The sequence below is a fragment of the Enterocloster aldenensis genome (assembly GCF_003434055.1).
Classification (GTDB): domain Bacteria; phylum Bacillota; class Clostridia; order Lachnospirales; family Lachnospiraceae; genus Enterocloster; species Enterocloster aldenensis.
The window spans coordinates 1-17686 of record NZ_QVEX01000018.1; the positions used below are offsets into that span (position 1 = coordinate 1).

The following is a 17686-nucleotide window of genomic DNA, read 5'->3' on the forward strand; positions in this document are numbered from 1 at the left end:
TCTTCCCCAAGCCTATAATCCACTGTCGCTGCAAGGTCCTTGGTCTGCCCCTCATCCACAAGATACCAGTAAACCACTTTATCTCCGTTATTTACCAGACCCGGAAGGCTTTCTACTTTCTTACCATTAATTGTAATTTTAACCAGCTTCCAGCCTTTGTACGTCTTTGCGGTCACGCCATCGGTGCTCAGCGTATCCGGCTGTAATACCTGGACCGTTGCATGCAGGTCGATGTGGTCCCCGGTCTGGATTTCTCCCCCAAGCCTATAATCCCCCGTCGCCGCAAGGTCCTTCGTCTGCCCCTCATCCACGCTGTAGTTGTAGATGACCGCATCACCGTTGTTCACGGTTGCCGGCAGGCTTTCCACTACCTCACCGTTGATTGTTATGCTACTCAGCTTCCAGCCTTTGTACGTCTTTGCGGTCACGCCATCGGTGCTCAGCGTATCCGGCTGTAATACCTGGACCGTTGCCTTCAGGTCAATATGGTCACCGGTCTGGACCTCTTCACCAAGCCTATAATCCACCGTCGCCGTAAGGTTTTTGGTCTTATCCACATCCACTACAAACTTGGCATAATAGGTGGTTCCATCTACCCATACATTATCCGATTCCTTTGTCGGTATAAACATCTCACCGCTTACTATTTTTTGTGTACAGGAAAAATCATAATACCAACCATCAAATTTATATCCTTCATCAGCCACTGCCCTCGAGCCTTGTGCCTTTCCCGTTGCAGGTGCTAAAGTTTCATTTAATTTGCTTACATGCCCACCATCTTTTGCTACATAATTAATAGTAACATTACTATCTTCTTCAAAATGTGCTGTATACGTAGCAGCTACATTCAATCCCCCTACTTTAGGTGGTACATAGGTCACTTCGGTACTTACTTCTTTCCCTGAAGCATTCGTCCATCTCACAAAATGATATCCTGCATTCTCTATTGCAGTCGACCCTTGAGCAACGCCTGTCACCGGTGCGAGATTCTCATAGTTTCTACTTACATGTCCTCCCACCGATGCTGCATAATTAATCGTGACATTACCCTTCTGCCGCCAAATAGCAAATAATTCAGTATTATCATTTATTGATATTGTTTTATTAGTTCCTTCCCTGGTATATGTCGGATAACTTGCATCTTTATTTTCATCCCAACCAAGGAAATCATATCCGGCTCTGCTGGGTATCGTATCAAAACGAACATTTACAACGCTTCCTGCCGCATATTCATTACTTCCAGGAACATTAATATCCCCACCGTTCGGATTATATCTTAATTCGAACTTTTCATTGTCCCGGATGACACCGTCAACATTCCAATATGTTCTTCCATTTGCCTCTTCTCTGAACTTAATTACATACCACTCAATGCGCTGAGTTGCCGGGTTATAATTCAGTTTACCGTTTAAAACAGCCTTAATCTGTGCATCAGTCGGCTTAGACTGCAGATTAGCAGCAACATTGTCAAGATTATTGTTAACCGAAACAGGTGTTTTTAATGATCCCTGTAGAGTTTTTGCAGAGGATAATGGGTAATACAGACTGGCTCCATACCCAGCTGGTTCATATTGGATTTCTCCATCTATCCTTATATAAAAATATGCAGTATTCCTACTGTCGGTCCCATCTTCATCTATCCAGATTGCGTATAGAACTGCCCCTTCCTTTATTGAACTATCAGACGGTTCTATTTTAGGGATATATACTGATCCCTTTCCAGATGGATCGGTAGACCATCCAACAAATGTTTTACCGTTATTTGAGATACCAACATCTTCCGGTTCTGGCAAGGTTATCTTTCCATCGCTCAAAGAAAGCGACGTAGGACCACCACTTCCCCCATTTGCATGAAATGTTATCAACGGCGCCCTATACCAAAAATGTAGTTGCGTAATTGGATTTGAATATCTATTTCCACTCTTGGTTTGGTATAAAGTACCGTCCTTATAATAAACCGTGCCTATACTTGTAGAATTGTATGACGCTCCTATTGTTGCTTTATCAAATCTATAAGTTGAAGTAAGCCCCATTTTCCCGATTATATCAGACGCTAAATCAGAAATCTTATGTGCCTCTCCATTTGAAGTCCACAAATCAAATCCGTCATTAACACTTCCCAATTCAGCCCCAGTAGCTGAGTTCATAACATACACATTCAATTCAGCTGATGTAAAATATCTCTTAAATGTAATCGTATATACAGAAAAATGATCCGCTTCGAAGGATATAGACTTTATACTTGCTCCGTCTGCAACATCAACTGCTTCGGATACAGATTCAACAGAAACAACATCCCCACTGGTTATATCTGCCTGGGCCACTTCTTCTTTAGTAGTCTCTACATACATGACCTCAACCACATCTGCATCTTTACTGTTTTCTTCAATCGGAGTACCTGTAAAAGTAACTTGAACAGAACCACTCCAAATCTGATCATCCAGTTTATTTCCATCTGCATCCAGCAAATCTATATTGTAAGAAAGGGCAGCTAATACTTCTTGCTCTTCTCCCTCAATATTTTCTTTTACCGCATCCTCAATACCATACACTACGCTGGCAACCGCCTGAACCCCTGCCGGAAGAACGCCTTCATCAGCCTGTATATGGATTACAGTACCGTCTTCCATAACAATAGGATCAAACACGACCGCCGGATGCTCCCCAGTCTCCGTCATATAGACTTCAATCTCCTGCTCCTCATAAATCTCAGGAACAGAATACCATGCGGTTTGTGAACCATCCTCATTGTCCGTAACGGAATCTACTGAAAGGATTTCCCCATTCGCAGTCACACTCTCAACTGCATACCCAATCTGGTTCTTAACACCAAAGCTTAACGCCTGGCCTTCCTCAACGCCTCTTGGTCCTTCAACGATACGGGCGCTGGCTTCCGGGTAGATGGCATAAGAAATCTTATAGCCCTCAAAGTCATCCAAAGCTTTCAGCTGGTTGATGGTAGTCACATAAACCTTAGCAGTGGAACAATAACCGATTCCAACCAAATCGTTTGTTCCTGCCGCAGAAACATTATCATCTTTTGCAGGTGCCTCGGTTGGCTTAGCCTCCGACGGTGAAGCCACATCCGGAACCGTCTGTGCCGGTGTCTCAGTCGCGCCTTCGTCCGCAGAACCGCTCTCACTCTCAGCGGGCGCTGCCGTTGTCTCATCCGTACCAGGTATAGTTGTCTCGCCGTCAGCCGCTGTAGTGGTTTCATCAGTTGAATCCTGAGTAGGCTCAGTGGAATCAGTAGGATCTGCTGCTTCTGTTGACTCCTCCTTACTTGGTGCCTCAGTTTCTTCGGACGTTGCCGCCTCTTCCTTGGTGGGAGCCTCTGTCTCCTTTGGCTCTTCCTCTTTCTCAGGTTCCGGGGCTTCGGTCTCTTCCTTGGCTTCGGTTTCTTCCTTAGCTTCCGTCTTGTCTGCCGCGTCCCCATTCTCATTATCCGCAACCATTGGTGCATTGTGACGGATGATGGATGCCACAGGCTCATTTACTTCGGCTTCAGGTGCTTCCGTTTCAGGTGCTTCTGTCTTCTCCGGCTCGGCTGCTTCCTGAGTTTTTTCCTCAGCAGCTTCCGTTGTTGCCGGTTCTTCTGTCTGAGCCTCTGTCTGGCTTTCTTCCGGAGCAGTTGTTGTCTCATCCGGCAAGGTTGCCTGAGTCTCATCCGCAGCCTCCGTTGTTTCATCCGGAACCGTGGCGGATTCCTCCGGAGCTGCTGTGGTCTCATCTGCCGCATCTGTTGAGCCGTCCGGTGCTGCCGTGGTTTCGTCTACAGCCGGCGCCGTGGTCTCAGCCTGGCTCCCGGTCTCTGACGGTGCTGTGGTCTCATCTGCGCCAGGCCCATTAGTGTCTTCCGGCAACGGTGCAGGTTTTTCTACTGGCTTGGAAATGAGATTCACTTCCTCATCGCCATAAGCAGCCTCATAACTCTTTACAGTAACCCGCTTGGTCTTCTTGACCTTTTCTGTGCCGTCATCCATCCTTGTGATTTCAGTGGTACAGCTGATGGTATCTTCTCCATTATTGATATATAAGAAGATAATCTCTTCATCGCCGGTTACCATATACATGTCGTCAGCATCTTCCGGCAGCCGTACGAACACCCTTAATTCTGCGTCCATACTTCCGCCATCCGGATCAGGGAATGCTTCATAGATTTTCCCCTCCCCAAAGAAGAGTTTCTCAAATTCAGCAATCTTTCCATTGGTGAAATCGAGATCCCCTGCCGTCACTTCATTGCCATCGGCTATTGCTTCATCAATGGCTTTGACAAGCTGTGAACCGCTCATCGAGAAGGTGACGGATTCTGACGATGTGGCTGCAAGGGCCGTATTCATATCCGCACCGACATTGGTTAGGATCATGGCTGCTGCAAGCACGAACGCCAGAAGTCTTTTTTGAGCACTGTACACTGTCCGCGACAATGCCCTAGACCTTTTTCTTCCTTCCATACTTATTCTCCTCTCTTGATATTTCTTTTCCAAACATAGGATAAATTTCAACTATCTGGAACAAGTATATCAAACGACAGTTACAAACGGGTTACAATTTAAGAAAAGTTAAAATTTTTCTTAAATTATTCCTGCCCATTCCTAACCTCTGTAATAATAATAGCAAACACGGCGTTACAAGGGGCGTTACTTCATGCAGCTTTTTTGTTACTATTTCCATTCTCCTTCTCAATATTAGTTTTTAGTTTATAACCAATTTTGTATTTTGGGACGCACATCAATCATAAATTGTCGAATAATATCCCGAATTTCTATAATGAGATTTTTTCTCGTTCATTATTGCATTTTCCCCTCTTCCTATGGTACAATAGAACCATTGATCTTGATGAGTTTTTTTCTCTCAGAAAGCGAGGTATCCCATGCTGGTTCAGCTTACATTGAAGAATTTTAAGATATTCAAGGAGGAAACCCTGTTGGACTGTATTCCCGGCCCAATTAATGAGCATAAGGCATCCCTGATAAAGGATCCGCTGGATGGCGAACAGTTCCTCCCTGTCATCTCCATCTACGGACCAAACAGCAGCGGTAAGTCTACGGTCCTGCAGGGACTCACATACCTGTCCGCCCTTATCACGTCCCCGGCATCACCATCATCCATGCCGGCTGCCCCCCAGCAGCTTTCATACTGCATGGACCCAGCCTGCAGCGGCATTCCCACTGAGTTTGATGTCCTGTTCCGCCATAGCGGATTCCTGTTCCGCTATCAGCTTCATCTCTGCAAGGGAATCATCAGGGAAGAGAATCTTTTCTACGGCCGGCTTGGCAAGGATGATGCCGGCATCCTTTTTAATAGGAAGGAATCCGAATTTCATTTAGGGAAAACCGTGCCGCCGGTCCAGATTGGACAGCTCCCTTCAGACCGTCCTCTCCTTCTGCTTTTGTTCCATTCCCTGAACCGCGCTTCAATACCCTGCGAATCCGTGCAGGCTGCATTTTCCTGGTTCCGGGATATCCATTTCCTGTCCCCGGATTGCCCGGACAGCCCAGCCTTCCCGCAGCTCTCCCATGAGCCGGACATGCAGGCTGCGATATGTTCTGCGCTGCAGGCCATGGATTTGGATATTACCGGTTACAGGACCATTAAAAAGGAAGGAACGGATGAAACGCAATTATTGATTACACATACTCCTGCAGCCTCTACCAGCTATGAATTACCCTTTAGCGAGGAATCAAGGGGAACCAGAAAGCTTTTGTCCATCCTGCCGGACATACTCATCAGCCTGAAGGAGGGGCATCTGGTTGTGGCGGATGACCTGGATTCCCTGCTGCATCCCCACCTGCTCCGGTACATAACCAGCCTTTATACGAGACACGAGAAAAATCCTCACGGTTCCCAGCTTATATTTACCAGCCATAATACGGCCATCCTGATGCCCACCGTACTCAGGCGGGATGAAATATGGCTCTGTTCCCGCCCCACCGGAGAAGATGCACAGCTCTATCCACTTTCATGGTATAAAAAAGAAAACGGCCTCATCCCGCGAAACGATGAGGCCTATGGCAAGCAATATCTGGAAGGGCGTTATGGCGCCAGCCCTAAGATATCCAGATAATATTCAGTTTCTGTTACAGCAGGCTTTCAGGCATTACCTGATAGTTCAGTTTCACCCGTCTTCCCCCATCCCACAGATGGAGGTTCCTGTCAATACGTTCGAAAATCCTGAGACAGTATTCCTGGGAGGTGCCGTTAAGCATCACCAGGTACTGGCTGGGATTGTAGCAGGTAAACACATCCCCTTTCCTGATTGAATTGCCGATGGCTTCATGGAGCTTGGAGGATGCTGCCTTTAAAAGTTCCCCGCCGGTATCCAGCGGCTTCCCTTTGGAATCCAGCAGGGTGCAGCACAGAAGCACATTGGTGAAATCAATCCTCTCAGACATGCGGACCAGCAGCCGGTAACAATCGATGAATGCGGGATAGGAACAATAATATGGGCCGTTCACCCTGTCCCTCTCATGGAGACTGTCCCTTATATCCTTAAGCGTATCCGAGGTATAGCGGATCTGGCCGCTCATGGTCCTGAACCGTTCCAGCATTTTCTCAGATGGCGGCAGTCCCTGTTCCTCAAAGTACTGGGTCACGGCCTGGTCATATACCTGCATTGCATCCTTGAAGCGTTTCATGGCAATAAGACAGTCAATCTTCATAATCTGGCATTCTTCATAAGGATACAGGTCACAGGCATCAGAGGCCAACTCCAGCAGGTCCGTGTATTCCCGGTTATCCTTCATGATATAATATGCCATCCTGAGACAGTCAAAGTACAGTTCCTGATACCGGACCCCAATGATGGATACCCACTTTTCTCCTGCCAGCTGGGCCATGAACTCCCCCTGGTATAACCCGCACGCCTTTTTTAAAAGGGATTCATCTCTTTGTTTCAGCGCTTTATGGGCCGTTATCTCAAAGTCCTTTGCATCAATATACACAGGCACCCCTCCTCCGTCCCACCGGTATATGCCGCTGTCCGTGCGTATGTATTCATGCTCCGGCAGGCCACAGCCCTCCAGGGTCTTCCGCAGCCTAAACACTGCCGCCCTCAGGCTGCCGGATGGATTGGTATTCTCCCCATTGCCATAAAGCATGTCCAGAAGCTCTTCCCTGAGTACGCCCTTATCCCCTGCGTATAAAAGAATCAGGAACAGCTGGAGCATCTTCCCCTGGGGATTCCCCATCAGCGGCATGGGCTTCCTGTTGTACTCCACCATGACTGTTCCCATCATAAATACAGTTATGCCTTCATGCTCCATCCCAGGTACATAGGCGTCCTGCTCTGTATTCATATCGTATCCCCCTGCACAATAGCGTTATATTGCATATAACACCATTGTACATTATTTTACGCCATTTATCTACAAATCTTTCCAATTTTCCTCCATCTACCACTGCTTTCCCCTCATAAACCAAAAATAATAGGGAATTTCTACCAAAAGCATGACGCTCCATCCGATGGCACAGGCATATGCCACGCCCTGCATTCCAATCCCAGGCGCCAGAAGGTATACAAACACCACCCGCAGGCCGGTCTGGACAAACGTCCCCAAAAGCGTTATGCTCATATTCCCCATGCCGCGGAAAAATCCCTGGATTCCATTGGTAAATGCAGGAAATATGTAAAATACTGCCATAAGTGCCAGATAACTGCTGCCCAGCTTCACAATCCCCTCATTGCCCGCGGTGACGAACAATCCCATCAGCGGCTTTTTGAACAGCGTGATGATAAGTCCGATGCATACCCAATAAAGGAATTCCAGCCGCAGGCCGTGGCAGAACCCTTTCCTGATACGCTCCCTTTTCCCGGCTCCCCTGTTCTGTGCCACAAAGGTGGTTATCCCATGGGAAATGCTCTGCTCCGGGGTAAATGCATAATCGTCTATCCTGTTTACCGCATTAAATGCAGCAATCAAATCCACACCCAGGGGATTAATGGCGCCCTGGATCAGCAGCTTCCCAACGGGCTGGCAGGACTGCTGCAAAGCGGTCACGCTTCCGTATCTCAAGGTCTGCCTGAGAAGTAGGCGGTCCATGGTGAATTCCCCTTTACCAAGCTGCAGCATGGGAATCTTCCTATATACATAGATGATGCAAAGGATTGCGGAAGCTGCTTCTGCAATCACGGTGGTGATGGCGGAGCACACAATCCCAAATCCAAGGCCGCCAATGAATATCAAATCCAGGACCGCATTTAATATAGAGGAAAATGCAAGAAATTTAAGAGGGGTCTTGGAATCGCCCACACTTTTTAACGCGGCCGACACAGCGTTATAAAAATAAGTAAAGGGCGCGCCTAAAAATATGATGGACAGGTATGTGGAGGCCATTCCAAGGATTTCATCCGGCACATTCAGGGCAGAAAGAAGCGGACGTGAGAAAAAAGCTCCAAGAATGGCAACAATGACTGAGAAATAGCAGCCGAATATAACCGTGGTGGACATCTCCCGTTTTAGCTTATCATGCTGCCCTGCCCCGTAGAATTCACTCATCAGCACGGAAGCACCCATACAGATACCGGAAATGCCCAGGATGACAATGTTCATGACCGGACTGGCCGTGCCTTCCGCGGCCAGGGCCTGCTTCCCAATGAAACGGCCCGCTATGATGGAGTCCACTGCATTGTACGTGAGCTGGAACAGATTGCCCAGTATAAGCGGAACTGAATAACGGACCAGATGTTTTGTTATATTTCCTTCTGTCATGTTTACAGCAGCCATGATTGTCTCTCCTTAAGATAACCTTATCTCTTATCATGAAACTGCGCAGTTAAAAACTGCGCAGTTTATCGTCCTCTCCGCCAGTGCTTTTGTCAATGGCGCGGATTTCCACATCATAACCAAAGCGGTCATCCACTTTCACATGTACCCTGTCCCCCACCTTGTGCCTGCGGATTGCCTTTCCCAAGGGCGAGTCAATGCTGATCAGCCCCCGAAGGGAATTTCCCCTTACCGTTGTTACCAGCTTGTATTGTTCTGTCTCGTCGTCATCCGGTATGTATAGCTCCACGGTGTCTCCCAAGCCTACCTCATTGTCCTTGGACTCATCGGAAATAATCCTGGCTGTCTTTATCATCTTCTCCAGATAACGGATACGGCTTTCATTGCGGTTCTTGTCCTGCTTTGCGGCCTTGTATTCAAAGTTCTCGCTCAAATCCCCATGGGCCCTGGCCTCCTTAACCGCTTCCAGCGCTTCCTTTCGGACCACCAGCTTGCGGTACTCTATCTCCTCCTGCATTTTCTCTATATCACTTTTTGTCAGATTATCATACATCCTGATTACTTCCCTTTCCGGCTGACCTGCCCTTCCCGATCAGCTGCTTTTTATTATATTCCATATTCCAGCCCTTTGGCGCACCTATTGATATCCACGCATCTGGTTGCTGCTTTTTAGTTCATACACAGCGCCTGGTGCCAGGCCGTCAAGGTCCATATGTTCCCTGTGAGGATTTCCCTCATCAAAATATGTTTTCATGATACGTTCCACTTCCTGATTGGCCGTATCCTTGAAGCACCGTCTCACCAATGCCTGAGGCATGAGGCCGGTCACTGCCAGGTCCACCTTGTACCAGTTCCCATCCGCCTGCACATAGACGAACATATGGTCCTTGTCATTATCATCCGGGGCACAGAAGCTGTTAAGGCCGGTTGCCCTGGCCAAAAGCTGATAAGCCACTGACATGCCTTCGCATACCGCCTTGTGGTTCACAAGACAGCCATACGCTGTAAATGACGGGTCCCCGCTTGTGTCCTCACCGGCAACAAACCGGTTATACAGGGTTTTATCATACGTACAGTTGGAGGCAATATAGAAAGCCGCGTTCTGGGCGCGCTCCAGTTCGCTGACCGTGCGCCATTGGAAACTGCCCAGATAATCCCGTATCACAATAGCCAGGGCATTGCGCTGCTGCTTATATGTGTCGCTTCCCACTGCTTCCTGGTACAGGGCTGTCTGGGCAAGCACCAGCAGGCTGTCTCCGTCCGCTGCATTTTCCCCTGTCCCAATCTGGTCCGTATCCTTGCCGTACAGCGCTTTGCACAGGTCGTCCGACAAGCCGAAATAATTATAAAGGCTGTATTTCCCATCCTGTCTCAGGCGGCGTTCCATAATGGGCCCGCCCTTCTTGTTATGGCCCATGACCGCATCTGCGTACTGCAGCCCGGCTTTATCTACATAGTCCTTTAGCGGATAATTGGCATCATATGAGGCATAGGGGTCATCGTTTACCCACGCCCCGTCCTCCCCCAGCCGGTATCCGTCCGGCGTAAGGGTATCTGACAGCATGTGGCCATTGGCATCAAAATAATACCATCTGCTGTCCAGGTCCTGAAACCATCCTTTTGCAAAGGAACCGTCGTCATTCCTGTATTTCCACTGTCCGCTTTCTGATATCCAGGTGCCTGCATAGGATGCGGTTGATAAACTGATGCTTAGAGCGGCTGAAAACGCTAATATTTTCCAAAAACGTCCCTTCATATGGGTATCACTCCTGCCTTTTATAAATTGTTTATGTTTACTTAAGTTTCTTTAGTGATTCTTTAGCGTATGCTCAAATTTTAGTCACATTTTCCCTGTATAGTATTACTTGTAAGGTGATAGACCTTTTACTATACAGGAAGACACTTTTTCATACCTATGGCCGGCAGCACCCCTTCTGCCGGCCCCCTCCATTTTATATGACGGATGTGGCCTGGACATGCAATGGCAGTGCATGTTTGGTCACATTCTTTTTTTGCCGGCATATTCTATAGGGAATAAACCCTTTCAGGAGACCATCATGGATAACCAGTCTGTCACTCCTGCCGACGTCTTTGCAGATTTACTGCGCTTTGGCGCGCCTGCCGCTGTTGCCTGGGTAAAAGGCGGAGCATCCGCCCCCGCAATCAGCGGACTTGTTAAGTTCTATCAGACTCCCTACCAGGGCGTGCTGGTGGAAGCTGAGATTTTTAACCTTCCTAATAAGAATGTGGCTGGCTCTTCGAATTTCTATGCCATGCACATCCATCAGAACGGCGACTGTTCAGATAATTTCGCCAAAACCGGAGAACATTATAACCCAACCAATGCAGCACACCCCAATCATGCAGGCGACCTGCCTCCTGTGTTAGGCAATGAGGGGTACGCCTGGACGGCCTTTTATGACAAACGTTTCGGCATTGATGAAATTATCGGCAGGTCTGTCATCATCCACAGCCAGGCCGATGATTTCCGCAGTCAGCCTTCTGGTGATTCCGGAAGCAAAATAGCCTGCGGTACCATTATAAAAGCGGATTATACAGGCTAGGGTATGTTTTGCAACCCATTCCATTATGAACCGGGCCGCGGTTTGGTCCGGTTTCCTAAAAGTATAGCACACTTTCCTTTTTAATACAATTTGAACCCTGCGCCTTCTGCAATGTCCAGTTCTGAGAAAATGCGTCCCACCACGGCTTCGTATTCGGTCAGATGCTGGGCTTTTTTTATTTTCTTTCCATATGTCTCAGAGTCAGCGAATATCTGGATCATGGAAGCCCATATCTCCTTCATCTTGAATAAAACATTCCTGTCGCCTGACATAATTCCCCGGTATCCCTGGTACAGGAGCTGATGAAACTCCCGGAGCTGTTTCTTATCCACGGGCCGGCCTGTCTTTATCTCGCCTGCCAGCCCGGGATTGGCTATGATTCCACGGCCCAGCATCACCTCATCCAGTTCCGGATATGACTGGGACAGCCGTCTGAAATCATCCGCAGTGAATATATCCCCATTGTAACAGACACGGTTTGTGCTGTTCTTAAGTCCATGCCGGAACATTTCCCAATCCGGGGTATTCCTGTAGTAATCCGTGCGGAGCCTGGGATGTATGATCAGCCGTTTCAGATGATACTGATTGTAGATATCCAACAGACCGTAAAATTCATCCGGCGTCACCATGCCCAGCCTTGTCTTTACCGAAAGCTCCATGCCCATAACCTCAAGCTGCTCCGTTACAGTGCCCAGAAATGAATCCAGCCTGCAGGTCAATGCCAGGAACCCGGCGCCTTTGTGCTTGGACACCACGGTTCCTGAGGGACATCCCAGATTCAGGTTCACTTCTTTATAACCATAGTCTTTGAGTATCCTGGCCACGGTAAGGAAATCTTCCGCCTGGTTGGTCAGTATCTGCGGCACCACACGAAGCCCCTGGTTGTGTTCCGGCAGGATATCGTTCATCTCCCTGGAGCTTAAACAGCCTCTGGCCTTGGGTGAGATGAAGGGGGTATAATATAAATCCATGGGGGTAAAGCAGGTGTTGTATGCATTTCTATAGATATATCCTGTAAGCCCCTCCATGGGGGCCATGTAAAATTCCATATAAACTGTTCCATCCGTTTCTTCTATATTCGTTATTGAACCTGCCGCTTCCATCCATCCTATATGGCAGGGCGTAACAGATTCAGTATAGCATATTCCATCCATTTCAGGAACCTGAATCGTACGGTTCCTGTCAAGCAAAAAGTGCCCCGGACATGTGTGGCATCCACATGCCGGTGCACTTTGGTGCGCTTTGGTACACTTCAATCATCCCACTGCAAAGACTCCACGAACATCTGATATGCCTCCAGGTCCTTCTCATCCTCCACTCCTGCCAGGAACTGTCTGGACAGTTCTATCATACGGTCATTTTCCTCATCCGGGATAAAGTACCGGATGAATGTGGACCGGACCGTCATCAGGCCGTTGCCTGTATGGATTACAAGCTTAATTGCCTTCCTGCCATCCAGCAGGATGTCCTCTGCGGTTTCCACCGTGAACTCATCTTCCCCTATGTCATAACCGTATTCTTTCATGGTGGAATCGTACACATCCTTCATCCACTGCCCAAAGGCGGCAGCTTTGTCATGGTCCTTAAAGGCCGTGTACCCTTGCGTATCTGTTTCCCCCATATAGATACTGTATGGTTCATAGCCGTCTTTATCAAAGCATCCCAGCAATACCGCATCGCCAAAACCGTGTATCTCATAATAGTATCCCTGGTCCTCATTTTCCTTCAGGTCAATATGGAATCCATACTCTGCATTATGAAACACAGAACCGTCAATATAGGCCCTGTCCAGGTAATCCCATCCGGGGTCAAAGCCACTGTTGGCATCGTCCCCAGGATTCCCTTTGTCATCCTGTCCGCTCCAATCCCAGTCCCGGGGCACCGCATCTGCAAATTGGCTGCCGTCGTGCTGGAAAAATACAGCCACGTCTTCATCCACCACCTGTATCCCGGCAGCATTATAAAATGAAAGCGTACCCAGATACGGATAACCGTCCCTGCAGTCAGAAAGCAGAAGCATCCCTCCTGCATACGGCTCGCACTGGACAGCATTTCCACAGAAAACCTTGGATGAACCGGCTGTGGTAATCCTCATAAGGTCAGGCGCCGCGCCGCCCTTTTCCTGAAATATAAAATACTCTCCGCCGCTGCCTCCCACCTGGCGCAGTGTCTCCGGATCAACATCATCAAGGATCCTGGTTCCTTCATAATATAATGTATGTTTCCCTGAGATGCTGTCTGTGTAAAAGGCTTTGCCGTCCTTTTCATCAATCAGGTAAAGGTCTGTTCCATGTGCAACGCATTCCGGCGATTGGCTCAGCTGTCCGGAGGACAGTTTATATCTGTACAGCCAGCTTTCCTCGGCCTGGCAGGAACCGTTGAGTTTTGACACGGTCAGATAGATACCGTCATCCGTGCCCGTGATACTCTTATAATACCCGTCCAGCCAGTCCTCCGGCATGTCCGGAACCGCAAATACGGAAGAAATCCCGTCCACGGCCGCATACAGCGTTTCTTTTCCAACCGGGCCGGACTGGTAGATAATCATGGACTTCCCGTCCAGCCAGTCCGGTTCGCGTATGTATTCCCATACCATGGATACCTGGTCTGACAGCAGCTCCTTCTCCCCTTCAGAGGAATAGTACAGGGAATTCCTTCCCTCCTTTCCATAGACAAAGGTGTATAGGCTGCCGGTATCCGGGTCCAGATAATAACTTCCTGCCTGGTCCTCTTTTGTGAGGACCGGCTCCCTGGTTCCATCTTTTCCTATTTTAAGGAGTTCATAGTAAAACCCATCTCCGTCCTCAACCGTGCGCTCCCCATAGATAATGCTGCAATCCTCATTGGCATCTGCATAATTCATCTCATCAGCCAGGAAGACTTCCTTCCCGTCCTCAGCCATGTACAGATCCTGAATCCATTCATCATCCATTTTTGTAAAACAGATGACGGAACCGTCTTTGGAAGGAAAGAAATTGTACAGGCCCGAAGCCTCCAGCTTCTTCCCCTGCTCCGGCGTGTAGGAATACAGGTCATACTGTGGGCTGGAAGGTTCCCCTGATTTACTTTCTACTTGAAACAGCAGTTTATTGCCGCACATGACGGTGTTGGCATAGCCCTCATAAATCAGTTGGGATGTGCCGGCCTCACTGTTGACAGCTGCCAGCATTGCATCATCACCGGACCGGTCCCCCTCTGTCTCAAACTGAAAGACAAGGAAACTGCCGTCTTCAGCCAGGCTTACATCATGGTAATCCTTGAGATTGGCCTTCTCCCCCACTCCTTCCATGACAAGGGACGGGTTCTTTCCGGCCTCCATGGGCCGGTTTACATCCGCACGCATGAGGTCCGCATCTTTTATGTAATAGACATAGGCTGGATTTTGGACGGAATCTGTCCCGTCCTGCGCAGCGCAGCCGCCTGCCGCCAATGCGGCGCAGGCTGCCAGCAGTAATAGCCGCCTTATCCTGCCATGATTCCTTCCCACTTGCTCTTTACTATATCCTTTCATACATCTCCTCCTGTTTCCGTGACGGAAATCCTGGTCTTCCTTATCTGCCATGAGGAGGAAATCCCGGTCTGTGGCAGACCGTCCTTGCCTCCCTGCCGGGAACCGGGATTAAAAAACCATACCGCCCCTGTCCGTCAGCCATGGCGCCTGAGTATATTATAACAATAATCAACAGGATTTTCCATGGGCAGCTGCAGGAGGATGATTTTAATGCCCCCGGTGTAAATACGCCGGGGGCATTGTGGTGTATATTTGTTATAACAGCAGTCCCGCTTTACCGGCCTGAGCCGTTAATTCATCCCGGAACCTGGGATGGGCGATGCTGATAAGGAGTTTTGCCCGTTCCTTTACGGTCCTGCCGCTTAGGCGGACAATACCGTACTCTGTTGCCACATAGTCCACGTCATTCCTGGACAATGTGACTGCCGTACCGGGTCCATGGGATAAACAGATTTTTGACAGCGTGCCGTTTTTGGCGGTGGAGGCCAGGGCAATGATGGATTTGCCGCCCGTGGCATGGATTGCGCCGGTTACCGTGTCAACCTGACCGCCGCTTCCGCTGTACTGCATGTATCCGATGCTTTCTGAGGACACCTGGCCCAGCAGGTCGATTCCCATGGCAGTGTTCACGGATACCATTTTGTAGTTCCGGGCAATGACATTGGGATTGTTGACGTAGCTGCAGGGATTCATGGCAACACAGGGGTTGCGGTCCATGAAATCGTACAGTTTCCGGGAACCGCGGCTGAAGGCGCCGATGATAATCCCCCTGTTTATGTTTTTCCTCTGTCCGGTCACCACACCGGCCTCCACCAGTTCCAGTATGCTGTTGGTTATCATTTCCGTGTGCACGCCCAGGTCCTTTTTGTCCAAGAATGCATGGGCTACCGCATCCGGGATTGCGCCGATTCCAAGCTGGATGGTGGAACCGTCCTCCACCAATTCGGCCACGTAACTGCCAATCTGTTTTTCCACTTCCCCGAAAGGAAGCGGATCCATGGTTTCAAGTGGGTGGTCATACTCGTAAATGCCGTCAGCCTCGCTGACATGTATCTCATTGTTGCCGTAAATCACCGGAAGGCTTGGCACAACCTCCAGAAATATCTTTTTTGCCGAATTGCGGAAATCCGTTTCATTGACATTGGAAAGGGAAGTCCTAAAGTATCCGGTCCGCTCATCCATGGGACAGACAGCCGCCACATATACGTCAAGGCCTCCCCTGGCCTGAATCATTTTCATGCCCTGGCTGTGATAATGGGTGGGCACATAGTCCACCCGGCCTTCCTGAATGTATCCGCGCTCGTCCTTGCAGAGCACGAAGCCTGACAGCGTCCTGATTTTTCCTTTGCACGCCTGGCTTTCCAGGAACTCAAAGTCACCCTTTTTATAGGTTGTGCCGTAAAAAAAGTCGATTCCCTGTTTCAGCCTTGGGGCAATTTTATGGATATTTTTATAAAATAACAAAGGCGCGTTCACACCGCCGCTGGTGGCCACGAAATCGCGGTCCCGGATTGCTGCCAGGACATCGTCCACCGTGCATTGTCTGGCCTTATACGCTTCCAGATACCGGTTCATCGGCACTCACCCGCCTCCTTTATTTTCCTCACCACATCAGCTCCGGCCTTGAAGGCCCTGCGGTTTAATTCAATCAGCTCCGGCTTCCTGCCCAATTTGTGCATGGCGATTTCCTCCGCCCGGTCAAGGGGAATGGTGTTTACAAGGGCCATATAGGCTCCGAACATGATTACATTGGCCACCTTCCGGTTCCCCAGGTCGTAGGCCATGTTGTCAATGTCCACCTGTACAATCTGGATGTCGTCCCGATCCACAGCGGAAACATCCACAATGGAACTGTTGACAAGAAGGGTCCCGCCCGGACGCAGCCTTGGCAGGAAGTCCACCATGGACGGCTGGTTCAGGGCGCACAGCACATCCAGCCTGCCTGAGGTGGGGGAGCCTATCATACGGTCGGACTGGATGACCGTACAGTTGGCAGTTCCTCCCCGCTGTTCAGCGCCGTAGGACGGGAAAAATGTGGCATTCAGGTCCTGCTCCATGGCACATTGGCCGATTAACTTCCCAATCATCATGACACCCTGCCCGCCAAATCCGGCAATCATTAAACGGTTAATCATTTCTCCACCTCCCCGTTGTCCTTGCAGATACCCAGCGGGAATTCCTTCATCACCTGATCCTGAAGCATCTTCACGCTCTCAAGGGGCGACAGGCCCCAGTTGGTCGGGCAGCTGCTGAGCATTTCCACAAAGGAAAACCCCTTGTTGTCAATCTGGTTCTCAAATGCCTTTCGAAGGGCATCCTTGGCCTTTTTGATATGGGCCGGGGTATCAAGGGCAAACCGCCCGGAATACGCCACCCCTTTCAGTGTTGCCACCAGTTCCGCCATGTGCATGGGATAACCGGTCAAATCCGGGTTCCTGCCTTCCACACAGGTGGTGGTCTTCTGGCCAATGAGTGTGGTCGGGGACATCTGGCCCCCGGTCATGCCATAGTTACAGTTGTTAATATAGAAAACACATATGTTCTCGCCACGGTTTGCAGCGTGCATCACCTCTGCAAAGCCAATGGAACTAAGGTCCCCATCCCCCTGGTATGTAAATACGATTGATTCCGGATGACAGCGTTTTAATCCGGTGGCATAGGCCGGGGCACGGCCATGGAGGGCGCAGCCCTGGTCAATGGCAATACACGGGGAACTATTGTTGGCACACCCTATGGGCTGGATGACCACTGCCCGGTCCCCGATTCCCAGTTCATCAATTACCTGCATGCAGATTTTAATAAAGGTGCTGTGCATGCAGCCCGGGCAGAATTTATTGTTTGAAATATCAAGGCTTTCCGGCCTGCTGTATACTTTTTCCATTGTT

General features: G+C 49.3%; 12 protein-coding genes. 2 read left to right on the forward strand and 10 right to left on the reverse strand.

Going from position 1 to position 17686, the window contains the following annotated elements:
- Positions 1-4454: InlB B-repeat-containing protein (locus DWX59_RS23945; RefSeq protein WP_207660465.1), on the reverse strand; the 4454-nt coding region annotated here is incomplete at its 3' end.
- A 419-nt stretch (positions 4455-4873) separates the two neighbouring features.
- Between DWX59_RS23945 and DWX59_RS23950 the strand changes: the two genes are divergently transcribed.
- A complete protein-coding gene (locus DWX59_RS23950) occupies positions 4874-6067 on the forward strand; it encodes an AAA family ATPase (RefSeq protein ID WP_117562278.1) in 1194 nt (397 codons plus the stop codon).
- 13 nt (positions 6068-6080) lie between these two features.
- Here the strand turns inward: DWX59_RS23950 and DWX59_RS23955 are convergent, their stop codons facing one another.
- From DWX59_RS23955 to DWX59_RS23970, 4 genes are all read right to left on the reverse strand, one after another.
- Positions 6081-7298: an AfsR/SARP family transcriptional regulator gene (locus tag DWX59_RS23955; RefSeq protein ID WP_117562280.1), complete on the reverse strand. Its 1218-nt coding sequence runs from the start codon at positions 7296-7298 to the stop codon at positions 6081-6083.
- Positions 7299-7394: 96 nt separating this feature from the next.
- Positions 7395-8726, reverse strand: a complete 1332-nt coding sequence (locus tag DWX59_RS23960) for an MATE family efflux transporter (protein ID WP_117562282.1) — start codon at positions 8724-8726, stop codon at positions 7395-7397.
- Positions 8727-8775: 49 nt separating this feature from the next.
- Positions 8776-9279, reverse strand: a complete 504-nt coding sequence (gene greA / locus DWX59_RS23965) for a transcription elongation factor GreA (protein WP_117562284.1) — start codon at positions 9277-9279, stop codon at positions 8776-8778.
- Between the two features lie 84 nt (positions 9280-9363).
- Complete coding sequence (locus tag DWX59_RS23970) at positions 9364-10482, reverse strand: hypothetical protein (protein WP_117562286.1); 1119 nt, start codon at positions 10480-10482, stop codon at positions 9364-9366.
- Between the two features lie 301 nt (positions 10483-10783).
- Between DWX59_RS23970 and DWX59_RS23975 the strand changes: the two genes are divergently transcribed.
- Positions 10784-11290, forward strand: coding sequence for a superoxide dismutase family protein (locus tag DWX59_RS23975; protein WP_117562288.1), 507 nt, complete (start codon positions 10784-10786; stop codon positions 11288-11290).
- Between the two features lie 80 nt (positions 11291-11370).
- On the opposite strand, the gene DWX59_RS23980 is transcribed toward DWX59_RS23975, so the two are convergent.
- The 5 genes from DWX59_RS23980 to DWX59_RS24000 form a co-directional block, all read right to left on the reverse strand.
- A complete protein-coding gene (locus DWX59_RS23980) occupies positions 11371-12339 on the reverse strand; it encodes a tRNA dihydrouridine synthase (protein ID WP_117562412.1) in 969 nt (322 codons plus the stop codon).
- Positions 12340-12542: 203 nt separating this feature from the next.
- The gene (locus tag DWX59_RS23985) at positions 12543-14801 is read right to left on the reverse strand and encodes a hypothetical protein (RefSeq protein ID WP_117562290.1); all 2259 of its coding nucleotides are present in this window, start codon (positions 14799-14801) and stop codon (positions 12543-12545) included.
- Positions 14802-15056: 255 nt separating this feature from the next.
- Positions 15057-16376, reverse strand: coding sequence for an acetyl-CoA hydrolase/transferase family protein (locus tag DWX59_RS23990; RefSeq protein ID WP_173906242.1), 1320 nt, complete (start codon positions 16374-16376; stop codon positions 15057-15059).
- Entirely contained in the window at positions 16373-16936 is a 564-nt protein-coding gene (locus tag DWX59_RS23995) for a 2-oxoacid:ferredoxin oxidoreductase subunit gamma family protein (protein WP_117562295.1), read from the reverse strand. Before DWX59_RS23995 ends, DWX59_RS23990 begins: the two co-directional genes overlap by 4 nt.
- Positions 16933-17682 (reverse strand): thiamine pyrophosphate-dependent enzyme, encoded by a 750-nt coding sequence (locus DWX59_RS24000; RefSeq protein ID WP_117562297.1) that lies wholly within the window; start codon positions 17680-17682, stop codon positions 16933-16935. Before DWX59_RS24000 ends, DWX59_RS23995 begins: the two co-directional genes overlap by 4 nt.
- Positions 17683-17686 lie beyond the last annotated feature (4 nt).